The 17,732-nt window shown below is 58.1% G+C and carries 10 protein-coding genes; 7 read left to right on the top strand and 3 right to left on the bottom strand.

Annotated features, from left to right (window positions below):
- Positions 1-69 precede the first annotated feature (69 nt).
- Positions 70-2,973, bottom strand: coding sequence for a hypothetical protein (locus NHH03_RS13210; protein WP_253156818.1), 2,904 nt, complete (start codon positions 2,971-2,973; stop codon positions 70-72).
- Positions 2,974-3,175: 202 nt separating this feature from the next.
- Between NHH03_RS13210 and NHH03_RS13215 the strand changes: the two genes are divergently transcribed.
- The 5 genes from NHH03_RS13215 (at position 3,176) to NHH03_RS13235 (ending at position 12,697) form a co-directional block, all read left to right on the top strand.
- Positions 3,176-4,138 carry an alpha/beta hydrolase gene (locus tag NHH03_RS13215; RefSeq protein WP_253156819.1) on the top strand — a complete coding sequence of 321 codons (963 nt, stop codon included), beginning with the start codon at positions 3,176-3,178 and terminating at the stop codon, positions 4,136-4,138.
- Positions 4,139-4,200: 62 nt separating this feature from the next.
- Complete coding sequence (locus NHH03_RS13220) at positions 4,201-5,370, top strand: 3-dehydroquinate synthase (RefSeq protein ID WP_253156820.1); 1,170 nt, start codon at positions 4,201-4,203, stop codon at positions 5,368-5,370.
- A 646-nt stretch (positions 5,371-6,016) separates the two neighbouring features.
- A complete protein-coding gene (locus tag NHH03_RS13225) occupies positions 6,017-11,098 on the top strand; it encodes a C39 family peptidase (protein ID WP_253156821.1) in 5,082 nt (1,693 codons plus the stop codon).
- Positions 11,071-12,162 (top strand): hypothetical protein, encoded by a 1,092-nt coding sequence (locus tag NHH03_RS13230; RefSeq protein WP_253156823.1) that lies wholly within the window; start codon positions 11,071-11,073, stop codon positions 12,160-12,162. Before NHH03_RS13225 ends, NHH03_RS13230 begins: the two co-directional genes overlap by 28 nt.
- Position 12,163: 1 nt before the next feature.
- A complete protein-coding gene (locus NHH03_RS13235; RefSeq protein WP_253156825.1) occupies positions 12,164-12,697 on the top strand; it encodes a rhomboid family intramembrane serine protease in 534 nt (177 codons plus the stop codon).
- 169 nt (positions 12,698-12,866) lie between these two features.
- Here the strand turns inward: NHH03_RS13235 and groL are convergent, their stop codons facing one another.
- On the bottom strand, positions 12,867-14,483 hold the full coding sequence (gene groL / locus NHH03_RS13240) for a chaperonin GroEL (protein ID WP_253156827.1): 1,617 nt from the start codon (positions 14,481-14,483) through the stop codon (positions 12,867-12,869).
- Positions 14,484-14,612: 129 nt separating this feature from the next.
- Positions 14,613-14,930 (bottom strand): co-chaperone GroES, encoded by a 318-nt coding sequence (locus tag NHH03_RS13245; protein WP_253156829.1) that lies wholly within the window; start codon positions 14,928-14,930, stop codon positions 14,613-14,615.
- A 492-nt stretch (positions 14,931-15,422) separates the two neighbouring features.
- On the opposite strand from NHH03_RS13245, the gene NHH03_RS13250 reads away from it, so the two are divergent.
- Both NHH03_RS13250 and NHH03_RS13255 read left to right on the top strand, forming a co-directional pair.
- Positions 15,423-16,118, top strand: coding sequence for a zinc metallopeptidase (locus NHH03_RS13250; RefSeq protein ID WP_253156831.1), 696 nt, complete (start codon positions 15,423-15,425; stop codon positions 16,116-16,118).
- Positions 16,119-16,241: 123 nt separating this feature from the next.
- Entirely contained in the window at positions 16,242-17,675 is a 1,434-nt protein-coding gene (locus tag NHH03_RS13255; protein ID WP_253156833.1) for a DUF58 domain-containing protein, read from the top strand.
- The last annotated feature ends 57 nt before the right edge of the window (positions 17,676-17,732 follow it).

The raw sequence follows: 17,732 nt of genomic DNA on the forward strand, positions 1-17,732 counted from the left end.
GGAGTTCAACCTTTAGGTTGTCCCACCTCCACGCCAGCGAAGTCGGCGTTAAAAACCCCCAGCCCCTTTTTAGTGGTCGGCGTAGACTTTGATGCTTTCTTCTTTGGTCACGGGGACTTCGCATTGGTCGCTGGTCACGATGGCTTTGACCAGATGGTGTCCCGCTGTCACGCCTTTGGCTTTGACGTGGTAGACCATTTCGTCGTTGGCTTTGAGCAATCCACGCGGTGTGAATGCGATCACGCCCTGCCCTTGCTGGGTGAAGTCACCGTTTTCGACCAACTGCAAGCCTGGCGGCAGTTGGATTGCGACCTTGACGTTGGTGTCGTCACGCGACCCGGTGTTTTTGACGCGGATCTCATAGGTCGTTTGCCCATTGATTTCGATCGGGTCTGCGCTGTCGTTGATCGAGAACGTGAGTTCTGCAATCGAGTCCACAACGACTTGACTCTCGGTCGTGGCTTGCACGCCCAGGTCAGCCGAGGCTGCGGTTCGCAGCACGCGGTTGCCTGCTTCGACCGGCAGCAACGTCAATGGAACGGTGCCCGACTGGCCGACTTGCAACTTTGGCAGCGACCAGAACACGGCATGCCGCGTCGAGTCGTATTGGCCTTCGAAATCCGTTTTGACGAAGGTGAATCCGCGATCCAGTTGAACGCTCAGTTCGACATTGCTGGCTTCGTAGGTGCCGGTGTTTGCGATTTCCAACTCGTACGTGGCTTGGCGTTCCAGGAAACGTCGCGAGGGGCCGGTCATTGCGACTTGCAATTCCGGCGCAACGACTTGGACGGCGACGGTGTCGACATGTTCCAGTCCATCGTCGGCTTTGACGCGAATTTGATTTTTGATGATGCCCGGTTTGACGGCCCGCATTCGCAAAATCTGGCGGCGGGTTTCACCTGGGCCCAAACTGCCGATCAAATTATCAAGCTGTTTTCCCTGGGGGTGTTCTAAACCGTCGGGGACATCTTCTTGCATGATCACGCCGGTCGCTTCGCCCGTACCCGGGTTACTGACCTCAAGTTCGATTTCCAATTGTTGACCGATCAAGACTTCCTTGGGTGCATGTTGCACGACTTTTAGTTCCGGTCGGGTGCTGATCGTGCGCACCGATGCAGCGGCTTGGAAAGTGACACGCGCCACACTGCCCAATTCACCCTCTTGTTCGGGCGTCAATTGCAGGGTGATGGTTCGTTCCTGATTGGGTTCCAGATCACCGAGTTCCCAAAACAATTCCGGTTGGAATTTAGGGTTCGGGCGTGGCGTGGCATCGGTCAGTGTCATCCCGTTGGGGACGCGGTCATGGACTTGCACGTCCAGCGCCTTGGATCCACCGACGTTCTTGACGGTGATCACAAACGATGCCGGTTTGCCGACTTTGACTTCTGCGGGAGCGCGTTTGTGAATCACGACCGAAGGAGCTTGGGGGCCATCGAGATAGCGTTCGCCCGGCGAGGCTAGCGTGGGGGCCGGCGGAAGCATTCCGTCGGCCGCGGCGCTCTTGTAGCCGACGCCTTGGTAGATCGATTGGTTTGGTGTGTTGGCCGCTGCTGCGTCATAGGCCGGTGCTGGCAGTGTGCTCGCCGGCATCGTTGGCGCTGGCAAGGTTGGTGCCGGTAGCGCCGGAGCGGCTAGGGTTGATCGCGGTGCCGCTTGGTAGGCCATCGGATCGCCTGCGGCGTGATCGTTGCCGGTGTTGAAGGCGCTGGCGTTGTATGCCCCCGTGTTGAACGCGCTCGCGTTGTCTTGCGGATTGTCTTGGTCCACAATTTGTGGTTGCGATGCGAATCCCATCGCCGCAGCGCCCATTGCTGCGGCGCCGGTTGCAACAGCCCCGGTGGTTGGGGCGGCGGATGCGTGCTCGGGTTGTTGAAGCGTCGCTTGCGGATTGGTTTGCAGCTGGACCGGTGGCTCGCGGTTGAGCAACATCGTGCTGTTGGGTGCGGACGACAATCGGGGTTGGCCGCTCAGTTGGTCCGCTTGCATCACCGGTGTGATCAGCGACGCCGGCGATCCCGCATTGGGGTCGACCGAATCGGTCAGCTGGGCACTTTTGGGAGGCGTGTTGGAATGTGAGACGTTGCCATAGTCGGTCAGCTGGTCGCTGTCGAATTCGTTCGCGTCCAAGCCTTCGTCGGCCAGTCCGGCTGGCATGGCCGGTGCGCCACGCAATCCCATGGGCGCTGCGCTGCGTAAATCGTTGGCTGGCATTTCATCGGCCGGCATTTCATTGGACAGGTGATCCGTAGCGGGAGCCACATCGGCAGCGGCCAATTCCGCAGCAGCCTGTTCGAACGATGAATTGGCAGCGTCGGTCTGGGGCGGGGCGCTACCCAGGGTCGTATCGCTGGGATAAGCCATCGGCGGCGTATCGACGAATTTGATTTCCGGCTGGCTGTGAGCGTTGTCGCTAATGTTGGCGGTGTCGGCGATCGGCACGCCCATCATCACCGAGGGGCCACCGGTGGGGGCCGTCGCAGATTCCAAACCTGGCTGTAGATCGTTGTCCGCCGTGTCACTGTTGCCATCGAGCGATTCATTATCCAATGGCGGCGCGTCGTCAAAGCTGGGGAAGCTCATCGTCATCGCTTGCGGCGATCCGGCGGCTTGCTCGGCTGACTCATCCGCTAGGGCAACATCGTCATCAGGCAGCGTCATCGCGCCGGCGGATTCGGTGTGCTGGACCAGTGCGACGCCTTGACCGGCTGCGGGCTGTTTGGCTGCGGATTTATCGAGCGGTTCTTCATCCACGGGCCGCAATGCTTCCACAGCGTCGCCAGCAGTCATCAGACGACTGGGCGGAAAACTTTTTTCCGTTCCAATCGGTGAGGGGGCTTTACCAGGTGGTATCCCGTCGGCCTGCCAAGCCGATTCTGTGGTTTCTTGTTGGTCTTTTTGAGCTTGGGCGGCCATAATGGCCCCCAACAAAATCGTCACAGAACCTGCGGCGAGTCTTACGCCAAACGCTTTCATGGGTCGCAATCCGTTAGTGAAAAAACCGACTGGTCCTTCAGTGGGAATCGTTGCATATCAAATCAACGCCGTTGGTGGAAAGTCCGCTTCTGTGGATTTGGTTCTGCCGGTGGGGGTAACGGTGTGCCAGATTTGATCGGGCTGCTATCATAAAGATCCTGCCCTTTTCCGCTTCCCACCGACCCGATTGCCCTCCCCCTTGATGAACAAACATGCCCCCCGAATTATTGCGTTTCCGGTTGCCTGGCTGACACTGCGGACGCTGGTCGCCGGGATCATCGCGGTCGCCGGTGTCACCTTACCCGCTGGCGTTGCCGTTCGCGCTTTTGCCGCCGAACCCGCCCAATACGAACACGGGCCGGATTCCCAAGTCAAAGAGGGTGTGCCACATGGCAAAGTCACCCAGCATGTGTGGTTGGACAGCAAGGTTTTTCCGGGCACCAAACGTCGCTACAGCGTCTACGTTCCGGATCAGTATGATGGCAAAACACCCGCCGCGTTGATGGTGTTTCAAGATGGCCATACGTTCGAAGGCACCAGTGGCGATTTTCGATTGCCGGTGGTGTTCGACAATTTGATTGCCAGCGGCGAGATGCCGGTGACGATCGCGGTGATGATTGATCCGGGATACAAAAGCGAGTTGCCCGAGACACGGGGTTGGCGTCCCCGGCCGGAAAACCGTAGTTTCGAATACGACACGATCAGCGGTGATTACGCCGAATTTTTGCTGACAGAAATCTTGCCAGAAGTCGAAAAAGAGTATCGGATCACCGCCAACCCCGAACTTCGCGCCGTCTGTGGAAACAGTTCCGGTGGGATCTGTGCGTTTGGCGTGGCTTGGCATCGTCCGGACCAGTTCCGCAAAGTGCTCAGCCACATCGGCAGCTTTGTGAACATTCGCGGCGGTCATGAATTTGCGCCGATGATTCGCAAGACCGACGCCAAACCGATCCGCGTCTTTCTTCAGGACGGTGAGAACGACCTGGATAATGCTCATGGCAATTGGCCTCTAGCCAATCAGCAGATGGCCAAATCGCTTGCATTTGCCGGCTACGATTACAAATTCGTGTTTGGCACGGGAGCACACAGCGGCAACCACGGTGGCGCCATCTTCCCCGACTCGCTGCGTTGGTTGTGGCGTGGTTGGAAGGACCAGACGCCGTAATGTTGCGCTCTTCATCATCGAAATCCAGTTCGCCAGATTCGAAGGACGCCAGGACCAAGCGTTTGACAAAACAAACCGACTCATTGGACATCGCATTCTCGGTGCCGTTTGTGCATCGCTTGCGGACCACGCACGAGGTTTCTGGCCAAGATTTTCAGACTCTGTTGGCGGTGCTGCATCGCGGCAGCGCCGGTCCGGTCAAAGTGCTACTGGTCGCCGAACATCCCGTGGCCGATTCCAGCGATCATGTCGCGCGAATTCAACATCGGCTTGGCGGCAGTGCGGATGTCCAACTGGTCCGCCCGGCGCTGTTGGTTGCCGGCGGTGAAGCGGTCAAGAACGATTCCCAGTGCGTTCAAGAAGTTCTCTCTCAAATCAACGTGCACGATTTGGATCGCCGCAGTTACGTGGTGGCGATCGGGGGCGGCGCAATGTTGGACGCGGTCGGCTATGCCGCCGCGATCGCGCACCGAGGCATTCGGTTGGTGCGGTTGCCGACCACCACGCTGGCGCAGGGCGACAGCGGCGTGGGCGTGAAAAACGCGATCAACCAGTTTGGCAAAAAGAACTGGGTGGGAACCTTCAGCGTGCCTTGGGCGGTGATCAATGATGCCTCGTTGTTGGATTCCCTTTCGGATCGTGATTTCTGTAGCGGGTTCAGCGAATCGGTGAAGGTGGCGTTGCTGAAAAGCCGTCACGAGTTCGATTGGCTGTGCGAGCATGCCGAATCGATTCGTAATCGCCAGATGGACGTGGCGACACAGGCGATCGCGACCAGTTGCCGTCTGCACCTGCGGCACATCACCGAGGGTGGTGATCCGTTCGAGATGCTGGAAGCACGGCCGTTGGATTTTGGGCATTGGTCGGCGCATAAATTGGAACCGATCACCGATTACGCCATTCGCCACGGCGAGGCGGTCGGCATCGGTGTCGCGATCGACTGTTTCTATTCCCATTTGAAACTCGGTTTTCCATTGTCCGACGCATTGCGAGTGTGTCACTGTCTGGCAGCTCTGGGATTGCCGCTGTGGCACTCCTCGCTGGCGCCGCTGGATCGTCTGTTGGGCGGTCTGGAAGAATTTCGCCAGCACCTGGGTGGCCGGTTGACGATCACCATGTTGCGGGGCATCGGCGACAGTGTCGATGTGCATGAAATCGAGACCGCAGTGATGGCCGAAGCGATTCAAATGTTAAAAGCCGAATCCGACGCCATCTCCGCCGCCTCGGCGTAGCTCGTTTGTGCCGTCCTGAGGCCGGTGCCGGCGCCCCTCAAGGGTTGATTGCGTCGTTTGGATGTGTGCTTTTATCGCAACCCGACGCGTCAGTTTTGAAGCCAGCGTTTTTGCGTCAGGTATTGGGTTTTGGTAACCCGAAGCGTCAGCGAGGGATCCCGCAAACACCCTAAATCCCTCGCTCACGCTTCGGGTTACCATAAAAGCGCGACTTCTAAACTCACGCGTCGGGTTAGGCAAAACCAATGCGTCACTTGAAAACGTGCGTTCTGAGATGGTTTGGTGGTACGGGGATGACAGGTCCCGCGGTTGTGGCTGTTAGGGCACGGACACGAAGCGGAACAACTGTCGCAGGCTGGTGCCTGCCCCCTCTGTGGACCAGGTCGCGCATTCCAATCAGTTCGATTGTTCCGGCGGGCCATTTTCGATTTTGACGTTTTGGGGTTCTGATCCCGCTACGACCACCGGCTTCGTCCAACAGTTGGATGGCTGAAGAAGTGCGCCTGCTGTGGCGCCGATGCAGCCAGAGACAACAGTGCGCGGGGAAGATTCTGGATTGATTCGGGTCAACCGTCCTCGTGAACACCAACGCAATCGATCGGTTTCGGCATCGTCGCCGAATGGGTCAGAGTGGAGAAAGTTTGTGATGTCCGACTCGGTAGCTTGGGAAACTGCGAACACGGTTGCGAAGGAATCGCCTGAAAACCGTCGTTTCGACCAGCACCGCCAGCGGCTTGCTATTTATCACGAAATCGATGCCCTGTGTCGCAGCAGTCGGCAGTTGGATGCGCTGGAACTTGGTCGCAACGCATTGGGCGAAAACGTCCAGCAGTGGGTCGGTGTCCAGGGCCAACTCGCTGCGGTTGAATTGGCCACGCTGCTCGGTGGTGACCAGTTGGCCGACGTATTGACCTATCGACTTGGTCGCCAGCAACCCGATCACGCCGAAGTCATTCTCACTCGCACCCTCCAGCGACTCGGCCGATCGCCGGTAGCGCGGTTGTGGTTGGAATTCAAAGACACCGAACTACCAACCGATGATCCGCTGATCCAAGCGCGCTGGATCGGACTCAAAGGCCGCATGCTGGCTGGTTTGAATGATTTCGATCGCGCGTTGGAACTGTGTGGCATCGCGATTCGAATCGCTCCCGACGCACCCGAACCGCATTTGGACCAGGCGCACGTGCTGGCCGCAAGCGGTCAACTCCAACGGGCGGTTGCCGCCTGCCGTAGCGCATTTGAAATTGCACCGCGGCACGGATCAACGGTCCTGGCGCTGACGGACTATCTACTGCAGTTCAATCAAATCAATGAAGCATTTTCGCGGATCGGTGAACTGGTCGACCACGGTCAATCCGGTGCCAGTCGACTACAAATGGCTGGGATGCTGATCCAGCGGCAGCGCTACAACCAAGCGACCAAAGTCCTGGAGGGCATTGAAACGTTTTTCCCGCTGGCCGATCCGCTGCGTGGCGGACGTCCCAAACACGGTACCGTACTGGCGACAGTCTGCGCACTGCGATCTGATCTGGCCTATCACTCGGGCGATTTAGAGCGGTCATCCAAGTGGGCGCAACTGGCAGGCGACGATTTCTATCGATCGATCGCGGCGCAGTTGGCGACGCCTACTGACGACGGGAAACGGGTGGAGTTAAATGTTCCGTATACGTTGCAGGAACAGGTCAGTTGCACACCGGCCACGCTAACGATGCTGTCCAGTTATTGGGGCATCGACGTCGATCACGAAAAGGTGGTCGACCAGGTTTGTTGCAACGGTTCGGTGCCGGTCAAACCGCGCCGCTGGGCGACCGACAACGGCATGCTGGCTCGCGAGTTTCGGGTCACCTTTGAAGTTGCACAGCAATTGATCGATGCCGGAATTCCGTTTTCCGTTTCGACGATCACACCGAGTGGCGGACACGTCCAAGTGGTTTGTGGATACGATTCGCGGCGCGGCGTGTTGCTGATCCAAGACCCGGCCAGTTGGTGCGTCAGCGAAATTCTGCCGGCGGAGATGATCGACAATCAGCGTGCGTTCGGTCCGCGCGGATTGCTGTTGCTGCCGCCCGACAAGGCATCGTTATTGGATGCGATCGATTTGCCGGATGCCGATCATTATGACCAACACCATGCAATCGCTGTCGCACTGGAAAATCACGATCGCGAGTCGGCGTCGACGGTCGTGCGAGATCTGCAGCGGACGTGCAGTGATCATTGGATGACCCGTTGGGCTTGCTTGAATCTGGCCCGATACGATGCAAACGTTCCACTGCAGTTGGAATTGACGCGTCAACTATTGTCGGAATTTCCGAACAACGACGTGCTGTGGTTGTGGGAAACCGATCTAATGAAGTTGATCGATCGACCGGAGCAAGTGATTGCACGCTTGCGATTGGCGGTCGACAAGCGACGCGCGCCGCAGTCCACGCGTTTGAGCCTGTTGCAATTGTTGCATCAAGACGCCAACCGGGATGAATGCGAGTCTTTGCTGCGCTGCGTGCTGCGTGACACGCCAAATTTGTCGGCCGGGTTGGTGATCGAAGCCGCCCGGTTATGGAACCGTTCGCGCCCCGACGACGCACTGGAACTGTACCGATTGGCTGCGACATCGGGTGAGGTGGATCAGCGGTATGCCCGCGACTACCTGATGACTGCCAAGCGAATGGGATGTCACAAAGACGCCTTGGATGTCTTGCGGCGGCGGTTTGAGAAACACGGCCGATTTAACCGCAGTTGCGGCATGACGTATGCGCTCGCCCTGGAGGACGCGCTGCGGACCGAGGACGCCGTCGGCGTGGTTCACCAAGCCATCGAACAACGTCCCCAAGATGCCGAGTTGATTTGCCAGGCCGCTCGATTCCTGGGGCGAACCCAGTCGCCGCAGGACGGATTGAAGCTGCTCGATTCGGCAGCGACCAAGCTACCGCAGCAAGCTGAATTGCGCACCCGAGCGATCTTGGCCGAGTGGGATGGTCGATCGACCGACGCATTGAAATGCTATTTGGAACTGGCGACTCAATACCCGCTGGACGTCGAATTGAGTGGCACGATCGCGGCGTTGTTTGTCGATTTGCGAGGTCATCACGATGCGATTCAATACCTGAGCGCGATGACGGATCGATTCCCCCATTGCCGGCCGCTGCTGGCGTCCACCGTCTTGCAAAACAAGTCGGCGGGGCGTTTTTTCGAGGCGGTTGAATTTGTCGATCGGATGTTGATCACGTCCTACGACGATGGTTGGTGTTGGCGACAGCGCTCCGAGCTGGGCGGGAATTGTGGTTGGGAGGACCAGTCACTTGAAGATGCCCAGCGGGCTGTCGAGTGTGACTACGGTGCCCCGTCGCTGAAGGTGCGTGCTGATGCACTCGTTCATGCCCAACGATTGCAAGATGCCCACGATGACTATCGCCAGTCTATTCAGTTGGACTGTGATTATAGCCCGGCAATTGAATCGTGGATGTTGATCTGTGATGACGATGCCGAGCGCCAACAGAATTTGGAATTCATTTTTGATCAGTTGGTCCAACAGCGCACCAAGGGATCGGGGCTGACGGCCTACTATGGTGTTGCCAGCGCTGTTTTGGATCCTGCGATTTTAACGCAGCAATTGCAACAGATCTGTGACATTTGTCCGACCGGTGCGACGGCACGGTTGTTGTTGGCAACACACTACACGCATTTCCGTCAGTACGGCGATGCAGAGCAAGTGTTGTTGAAACACGAGCAACAGCTTGGCGGTTGCGCCGAGTATTGGTTGCAGCTCGGTCAGCTGTATGACACTCAAAAGCAGGTCGAACGAGCAATTCTGGCCTACGAATGTGGATTGGGTTTGCACCCCAAACATTCAAAACTCACCTGTCGACTCGCCGCGTGTTATCGGATTGCCGAGCGTGATGCGGACGCCCGTCGGGTCTTAGAACGCGCGCTGCGTGCTGCGCCGGACGATCCGGCGTTGATGGTAGCGATGGCGGCAGCGGCGGATGAAAAAACCGAAACGATGCGGCTGGCCAAGCAAGCTGCCTTGCGTTCACCGGGTTCGCCCGATGCTTGGGCGTTTCTATTGCAGACATGTCTCAAACAGGGCAAGGAATCGACCGCCGTCGACTTGGCGTGGGGGATGATCAAAGCCCGGCCGCACGATGCCCAGGCACATCTGCGATTGGCAGAAATGCTGCATCGCGACGATCAATGGGAAGAATCATTGCTGGTCATCGCCGATGCCATGCAGCTCGATCGCCGCTGCGCAGCAATTCATGCGCTGTTCGCCAACCGTTTGTTTCAACGCAAGTATTACGACAAAGCGTTGGCGGCTTGCCAGTCGCCGGAAGTTGATCCCGCAGATCGACAGGCATTGGATTTGCTGTCCGCTCGCATTTTGTATGCGATGGGGCAATCACAAGCGGCATGTCAGAAACTGCGAGAGGCATTGCATCGCGATCCCACGGATCTGGACAACTGGATTCGGTTGGCGGATTGGTGTGACGAACAATCCATTCTTTTCTGGTACGACGAAGCGGCAACGGCATTGGTCGGTCGCGGCGGTCACCTGGCGGTTAGCCACGGCTATTACGCTGCCACCCTGGTGCGTCAGAATCGTCGTGAGCGCGCCGTCGAGCATCTGCAGTATGCACTGGAACTGGATCGCAAGTACGAACGCGCGCTCCAGGAGCTGATGGGGTTGATGATCGACAACGCGCAAGTCAGCGATGCCGAAGAGTACTTGGACAGTATCAGCACCGAAATCCCACTGCGAATGCTGGCGATCGGCCGGCTATTGATCGCCGCAGCCACCGACGATGTCAGCGACTATCTGGTGACGTTGGAGTGTTTGCCCAAGGATAAACCGGGCGTCAATGACCAAGAAGAGATTGCGGCCATCGCCAGCAAGTATTTGAACCGAGATCGATTCCCGAATTTTGCCTCCAAGCTGACCAATGCGATCACGAAGCGGCGTGCGAACAAGGCGATCGGTTACACCTGGGCTCATGTCTACACCAACGCCGAAAACTTTCACGTCGGTTTGAATCTGTTCTTGAACCTGCGGCCGAGTGCGGCACGCAATACCGCTGCAGCCTATTTTCTAAGTGTCTTGCGCGCCACCTGTGATGACGAGCAACCGGGTGGCAATGCGTTCGCGCATGCCCCGACGCTGGCAATCCTGAAACACATGGGCCGGCATGTCTACAAAGACGCGGCGCTGTGGTCCAATGCGTTGTGGACGCTGGTGGGCCAGGATCAATCACGGCTGGCTGGAAAGTTGGCGAAACGGTTTCGGCGTGTTCGCAATCGAGACGTTCAACAGACTGTACCGGCAATGTCAGCCGGGTTGTATTGCCGGAATTTGCGACTGGTCGCAGCCCTGCTGAAAGATGCCGAGGCCAGGGGGCCAGACGAGATGACCGAAGAGTGTCGCGTGATCCGCTGCATCTACACCGTCTTCAAAGGCGGCGACGATGAACTGGAGCATGCCTGCCGAATGGTCAATCAAAATTCCTTGGCGGAACCGTTCCTGCGAGTCTCCAAATTAGTCGCCGCTGGGCTGCAGGGCATCGAATCTGCCGACCCGGCTGCGTTGATCAAGGTCTGGAAGGTAGAATTCGTTCGCGAGAACAGTGATACTGATCCGGTCCATCAGAGAATCTACCAGTTGCTGCGCGGTCGGATCGCGATGCTGCGTGGTGAAAAGCGGGAGGCTAGAAAATGGTACAGAGGGAAGATCAGGGATTAGATGCGTTGCCAACCGACGCCACATTCAAACAGCGCGTCGAGTTGTTTTGGCAGTGGTTTCCCAGTGTCGCCGGTCGATTCTACGAGACCATCGAAGCGGGCAATTGTGCTGATCTAGCCGATGAAGTCTCGGAATTCATGGGCGAAACGATGCCCGGATTGGCATGGGTCTTTGGCCCCGGGGAAGACGGGGGGCACAGTTTCACCGTTTCCGGCGAAGGCCAAGTTGCGGTGCAGTTGCTGGCCGAATATTGGCTCAGCCAAGCGGTCGAACTACCGGGATGGACGTTCTATGAATCCCGCCAGCCCAGCGCCCAGACCGAGGGCGTGTCGATCGAAATCGGATCGCTCGGGCGTGTCGATTCAGAGAGTTTTCTGATTCGTGCCGCGGTCGATGAAGAACGCGAGGTGATCGACATTGTTGCTTGGCACCCGTTGTTTGCCGAGTTACCCGAACAGCATCATGCCCAACTGTTGTTCTTGTTGCTCGACGAAGTCTTGGGCGAATTTGGGACCCAGACCTGGTTGGGCGGCATCGACATTGCTGAGGTCAATGCCAGCGAAGTGAATGGACGGACGGTGTTCCGGTTGATGGAATTGCCGACCTTCATCAAAGGCATTCAGCGCTATCACGGCTGGGAGAAGCATTCGCCGCTGCGATCTTACACCGGGTACACGGTCCGCGAGGCCAGTCCGGTGTTGCGGGGTGACACGATTGCCGGGACCACTTGCATTCCGGGATTGGCGTTCGAGTTGATCGATGAAGGCGGACGGTTGAACGAGGACCCGCTACAGGACACCGGGGCATCACTTGCATATTTGCAAATCGACGGGGCGGTGTTTCCCGATGGCGATCAAGCCGCGGTGCGGCACAATATCGAAGAGGCGCTTGATGAGGCGCTCGAAGGCCAACAGTTGGGCAGGACGCTCGGTGGCGCCGCCGGAACCGAGTCGTCTTACATCGATCTGTTGCTGATCGATGGGGATCAATCGCGGGCGGCGGTGGAACAAACGATGGAGCGTTTGTCACTGAATGACCGCTACCGCTGGCACAGTTTTGCCTGAGATGAAGAAAGAGTTTTATTGGATCGCGATTGTGTTGCTGGTCATGTGGCTGGTGCGGTTGGTCGATGCGGTGATCCCGTTGGATTTAGCCGCCTACGGATTGCATCCACGACGGGTCAGCGGATTGATCGGGATCATCACGATGCCGTTTCTGCATGCCAGTTTCAGTCACCTGTTTAGCAATTCGGTCTCGCTGGTGGTGCTGTTGGGATTGTTGGTGGCCACGCGGCAATCCCCTTGGCTGTTGGCAGGGCTGACATCCGTGGCGGGGGCATCGTTGTTATGGTTGGTCGGCCGGGACGCCAATCACATTGGGGCCAGTGGATTGGTGTTTGGTTTGATCGGGTTCTTGATCGTCAGCGGATTCTTGCATCAGCGGTTGGTTCCGGTGGCGGTTGCAATTGTGGTGGGCATTTTATTCGGTGGCACGTTGATGTCCGGTGTCCTGCCAGGGGCCGATGGCGTGTCCTGGGACGGTCACCTGTGTGGATTGGCCGGCGGCGTCGCGGTCGCGTTTCTCGCCGCCCGCAATTAGGCCCGGTGCAATCAATAGTAGGCCAGGTGCAACCTGGCGGTTAATTGGCACTCGCGCCAGGTTTCACCTGGCCTACTCTCAATCCAGGTTTCACCTGGCCTACTAAAAAACCGTCCGGGGTGGGTTCCCCGGACGGTTTCGTTGGTTGTTGATTCGCTTTGGCAGCGGATCAATACATGTCGTGGTCGCCGCCGTGACCTTTGCCACCGTCTTTGGGCTTTTCAGCAACCAGAGCGTCGCTGGTCAGCAACAACGTCGCGACACTGGCTGCGTTTCCGAGCGCGGTTCGCGTGACTTTGGTGGGGTCGATGACGCCGGCCTTCACCAGGTCTTCGTAGACATCGGTCAGTGCGTTGTAGCCTTCGTTGCCTTTCATGCCGGCAACTTTTTCGCACACGATTCCGCCGTCTTGACCAGCATTTTGCGCGATCATGTGCAGCGGAGCGCGGCAGGCACGCAGAACGATGTTGTAACCGACCAATTGATCGTCGGTCAGGTCTTCACTCGGTTTGACCTTGCTGCTGGCACGCAACAGGGCGACACCACCACCGGGCAAGATGCCTTCTTCGACGGCGGCGCGGGTGGCGTGCAAGGCGTCTTCGACGCGAGCCTTCTTTTCCTTCATCTCGCTTTCGGTGGCTGCACCGACGTTGACTTTCGCCACGCCGCCGGCCAGTTTCGCCAAACGCTCTTCCAACTTTTCGCGATCGTAGTCGCTGGTGCAGTTTTCGATTTCGCGACGGATTTGGTCGATGCGAGATTTGATGTCGCTGCTCTTTCCGGCACCTTCGATGATCGTCGTGTTGTCTTTGTCGATGATCACTTTCTTGGCGCGGCCGAGTTGCGGCAGGTCGACGCTTTCCAGTTTGATGCCCAGGGCTTCAAAGATGGCTTGTCCACCGGTCAGGATGGCGATGTCTTCCATCATGGCTTTGCGGCGATCGCCGTAGCCGGGTGCTTTGACGGCACAAACGTTGAACGTGCCGCGCAGGCGGTTGATGACCAGGGTGGCCAACGCTTCGCCATCGACGTCTTCGGCGATGATCAACAGTGGCTTGCCCTGTTGAACGACTTTTTCCAGCATCGGCACCATGTCTTTGATGCTGCTGATTTTTTTTTCAAAAACCAAGACGTAAGCGTCTTCCAGGACGGCTTCCATACTGGTGCTGTCGGTGACGAAGTACGGCGACAGGTAGCCGCGATCGAACTGCATGCCTTCGACCCATTCTTGTTCGGTCTGCAGGCTTTTGCCTTCGTCGACCGTGATCACGCCGTCTTTGCCGACGCGGCTCATGGCGTCGGCCAACAGTTCGCCGATTTCGCGGTCGTTATTGCTGGCGATCGTGGCAACGTCAGCCATCGCCGATTGGTCTTTGACCTTGGTTGCCATCGAGTGCAGTTTTTCGGTCAGTTCGGCAACGGCGGTTTCGATGCCCGATTTCATTTGAATCGGATTGACGCCCGAAACGACAGCCTTCAGGCCTTCGTTGAAAATAGCTTCGGCCATCACGGTCGCGGTGGTGGTCCCGTCGCCGGCGACATCACTGGTGCGACTGGCGACTTCGCGGACCATTCGAGCACCCATGTTTTCGAACACGTCTTCGAGTTCGATTTCTTTGGCGACGGTCACGCCGTCTTTGGTGACGGTCGGGCTACCGAAACTCTTTTGCAAGATCACGTTGCGGCCTTTGGGACCGAGCGTGACTTTGACGGTGCGAGCCAATTTGGAAACGCCGCGGCGAATCGCTTCGCGAGCTTCCTGATCAAATGCAATAATCTTTGACATGGAATTCTGATTTCAGGTTGTATTGGAGGTGGAATCGAAAACGGGGGGGCGCAAACGTGCTTGCGCGCCGGCCGATCGGACCGCCCGCCGGTTCAGCGGGCGTCGAAATGCTTGAGTGGGGGGGGCAGATTAACCCAGCACGGCCAAGACGTCGTCTTCACGCATCAGCAGCAGTTCGACACCGTCGATTTCAACGGTTTCACCGGCGTAGCTGCTAAACAAAACATGATCGCCTTCTTTCAATTGGCTTTCGCCACGTGAGCCATCATCGAGCAGTTTGCCGCTGCCAATCGCAATGACGGTGCCGCGCGCCGGTTTTTCTTTTGCCGAATCTGGCAACACGATTCCGCCAGCGGTGGTCGATTCGCTTTCTTCTCGCTGGACCACGATTCGCTCGCCGATCGGTTGCAGACGAACGCTAGCCTTCTTTTTGGTGGCAGTCGCCATGGTTGCGGATACCTTTTCTGTAATGCGGGGAAATGAAGGGAAAGTGTGTATGGTCTTTATCGGGATCACCCGGGGGCCAAACAGCCGCGCCAAGATGACAGTGAATTCAACTCGCAGTGCCGAGTAGCAAACGGTGTGCCAGAACGTAAGCGAAGTCGATCAAGACTCAACCGGCAGGCCCGATACAGCGGTCGACGTCTCGCGGTTTTCGCCACCCACAGCCGGGGGATGATGCCAAGCTAAATTTGCCGACTCGCCGGATTTGCAGCCCTATCTTGGTGCATTTGCGGCACTTGCAACAGGGGCCATTCCCCTGCCGCGGCGGACAAATTGGCAGAGCGAGCGATGTGGCTGTTGCGGCGACGTTTTGTCAGTCGGTTTTGGTCTGCGAATTGCACTTCATGCCACCGCCCGCCGGCGACCTGCCAAGAGGCGCCGGATGCATCGCTAGCTGTCACTCTTCCCCAACCCACACTACCACCCGAAACTACCGTGATCTTCGACCCCATCTACTTTCTGTTCATCGGCCCCCCGTTGCTGCTGGGTTTGTATGCCCAGTGGCGCGTCAAGCACACGTTCGAGTCGATGTCCCAGGTTCCCGCGCGGATGTCTGGTGCCGAGGCGGCGCGGCGGATGCTGGATTCAGGTGGCCTGAATCAAGTCGCTGTCGAACAGGTCGGCGGCCACCTGAGTGATCACTATGACCCTCGCGACAAAGTGTTGCGGCTGAGTTCGCAGGTCTACAGCGGGCGCTCGATGGCAGCGCTCGGCGTGGCCTGTCACGAGGCCGGGCATGCCTATCAGGATGCTCAGAGTTATGCGCCGCTGGTGATTCGCAACATGGCAGTCCCGGTCGCTAATTTCGGCAGTCGGATCGGCGTGACGATGGCCACGATCGGATTGATGCTCAGTTATCAAACGCCCAGTATTGGCAACGCGCTGTTGCTGGCGGGAATCGTGTTGTTTGCCGGCGTGGTGTTTTTCCAGGTCGTTAATCTACCGGTCGAGTTTGACGCCAGTGCCCGCGCCCGCCGCCACTTGGTCGACGCAAATTTGATTTCCGCCAACGAGGAACACTATGTCGCCAAGGTGCTCAATGCTGCCGCATTGACCTACGTCGCCGGGACGCTGCAGGCGATCATGACATTGGCCTATTTTGTATTCCGCTTGATGGGTGATCGCCGCTAAGAGTGCGCCAGCGCGTCCATCGTCCCCTGGTCAACGTCCCCTGGTCGACCGAAGCGTTGGGCGCTGACGCGCCGCGCTGGTGGCGACTGTGGTCGGGGTCGCGCAGGGGTTACGATGGGGCGTATGAACGACACCATTCGTCAGATCGCCGAAGAGCGTTTCCAGGCCTACACCCAGTTGCCCTGGCTGATGCTGTTGTTGATCGCCGTGCCGCTCCTGATTGCGGCTTGGCGATTCCGTCTGTATCCGACCGGGTGGTGGGTCGCCGGGTTGGTGGTGACGCTACTGGGTAGCATTGTCAGTGTGTTTTCACCGGATCTGTTTGTGTGGGTGCTGGCCCTGGACGGGTTGCTGATCGTGGTGGCGGCGATCGATTTTTTGGCGGTCTATGTGGGCACCAGCCAGGGCATCGAAGTCAGCCGCGAGATCGCTCATTCCTGCTCGCTGGGCGTCCCCATCGACAGTCGGCTGACCGTGGAGAATCGCAGCGGGTTGACTCTGGTTGGTGATGTCCGTGACGATTTGCCGGACGGATTCGAGTCCCACCCCGGTCAGCATTCGATGCGTTTGCCGCCGCTGGGGCGGGTGACGATGAGCCGCAAACTGACGCCGGGGCGGCGGGGAGCGTTTCGATTGGAATCGGTCTACCTACGTTTTTTGAGCCCCCTGAAACTCTGGCGACGGCAGATCGAGTTGCCGCTGCCGAGCGCGTTGAACGTCTATCCGGACATGAAGCAGTTGTCCGATTACGCGCTGTTGGCGCGAACGAATCGGTTGAGTCTGATCGGGGTGCGGCGGACCCGCCGGGTCGGTCAGGACAGTGATTTCGAACGATTGCGGGACTACAGTCGAGATGACAATTTTCGCCATATCGATTGGCGCAGCACCGCCCGACGAAACAAGCTGACGGTCCGGCAATTCCAGAGCGATCAAAGCCAGCGCGTGGTGTTCTTGCTGGACTGTGGACGGATGATGACCAACACCCGTGACGGTTACTCGCTGTTGGACCATGCGTTGAATTCAGCCCTGATGATGGCCTATGTCGCGCTGCATCAAGGCGACTCGGTGGGCATGCTTTGTTTTTCCGATTCGGTGCACGCCTATATCCCGCCGCGCGGCGGTCGCAGCCAAATGAATCGGTTGTTACACGCGGGGTTTGATCAGTTCCCGCGGATGGTCGAATCACGCTACGACCAGGCGTTTCTCTATTTGAAAAACCACTGTAAACGCCGCTCGTTGGTGGTGTTGGCAACCAACGTGATCGATGAAGTCAACTCGGCGGCGGTGACCGACTACCTGGGGAATCTCAGTGGGCACCACCTGCCGATGGCGGTGATCTTGCGCGATCGCACGTTGTTCGAAGCCGCCGATACGCCCGGGGGCGGCGATTCCAATCTGTACCGCGCCGCGGCAGCGGCTGACATCTTGGTGTGGCGCGACCAAGTCCTGAAGGATCTGGAGCACCGCGGCGTGCTGTTGGTCGACGCCTTTCCCGACGAATTGACCGCACCGCTGGTCAACCAGTACCTGGAAATCAAAGCCAAGCATCTGCTGTAGCGGCGGCAAATTCAGTGCTCCAATCGTTCACGCAGCAACATCGTAGTACTCGTACTC

This window comes from Stieleria tagensis (assembly GCF_024129865.1).
GTDB classification, from domain to species: Bacteria; Planctomycetota; Planctomycetia; order Pirellulales; family Pirellulaceae; genus Stieleria; species Stieleria tagensis.

What these genes read in the sequence shown, in the direction of transcription:
- NHH03_RS13210 (WP_253156818.1), bottom strand. Translation starts at nt 2,973, where the DNA reads ATGAAAGCGTTTGGCGTAAGACTCGCCGCAGGTTCTGTGACGATTTTG.
- NHH03_RS13215 (WP_253156819.1), top strand. Translation starts at nt 3,176, where the DNA reads ATGAACAAACATGCCCCCCGAATTATTGCGTTTCCGGTTGCCTGGCTG.
- NHH03_RS13225 (WP_253156821.1), top strand. Translation starts at nt 6,017, where the DNA reads ATGTCCGACTCGGTAGCTTGGGAAACTGCGAACACGGTTGCGAAGGAA.
- NHH03_RS13230 (WP_253156823.1), top strand. Translation starts at nt 11,071, where the DNA reads ATGGTACAGAGGGAAGATCAGGGATTAGATGCGTTGCCAACCGACGCC.
- NHH03_RS13235 (WP_253156825.1), top strand. Translation starts at nt 12,164, where the DNA reads ATGAAGAAAGAGTTTTATTGGATCGCGATTGTGTTGCTGGTCATGTGG.
- groL (WP_253156827.1), bottom strand. Translation starts at nt 14,483, where the DNA reads ATGTCAAAGATTATTGCATTTGATCAGGAAGCTCGCGAAGCGATTCGC.
- NHH03_RS13245 (WP_253156829.1), bottom strand. Translation starts at nt 14,930, where the DNA reads ATGGCGACTGCCACCAAAAAGAAGGCTAGCGTTCGTCTGCAACCGATC.
- NHH03_RS13255 (WP_253156833.1), top strand. Translation starts at nt 16,242, where the DNA reads ATGAACGACACCATTCGTCAGATCGCCGAAGAGCGTTTCCAGGCCTAC.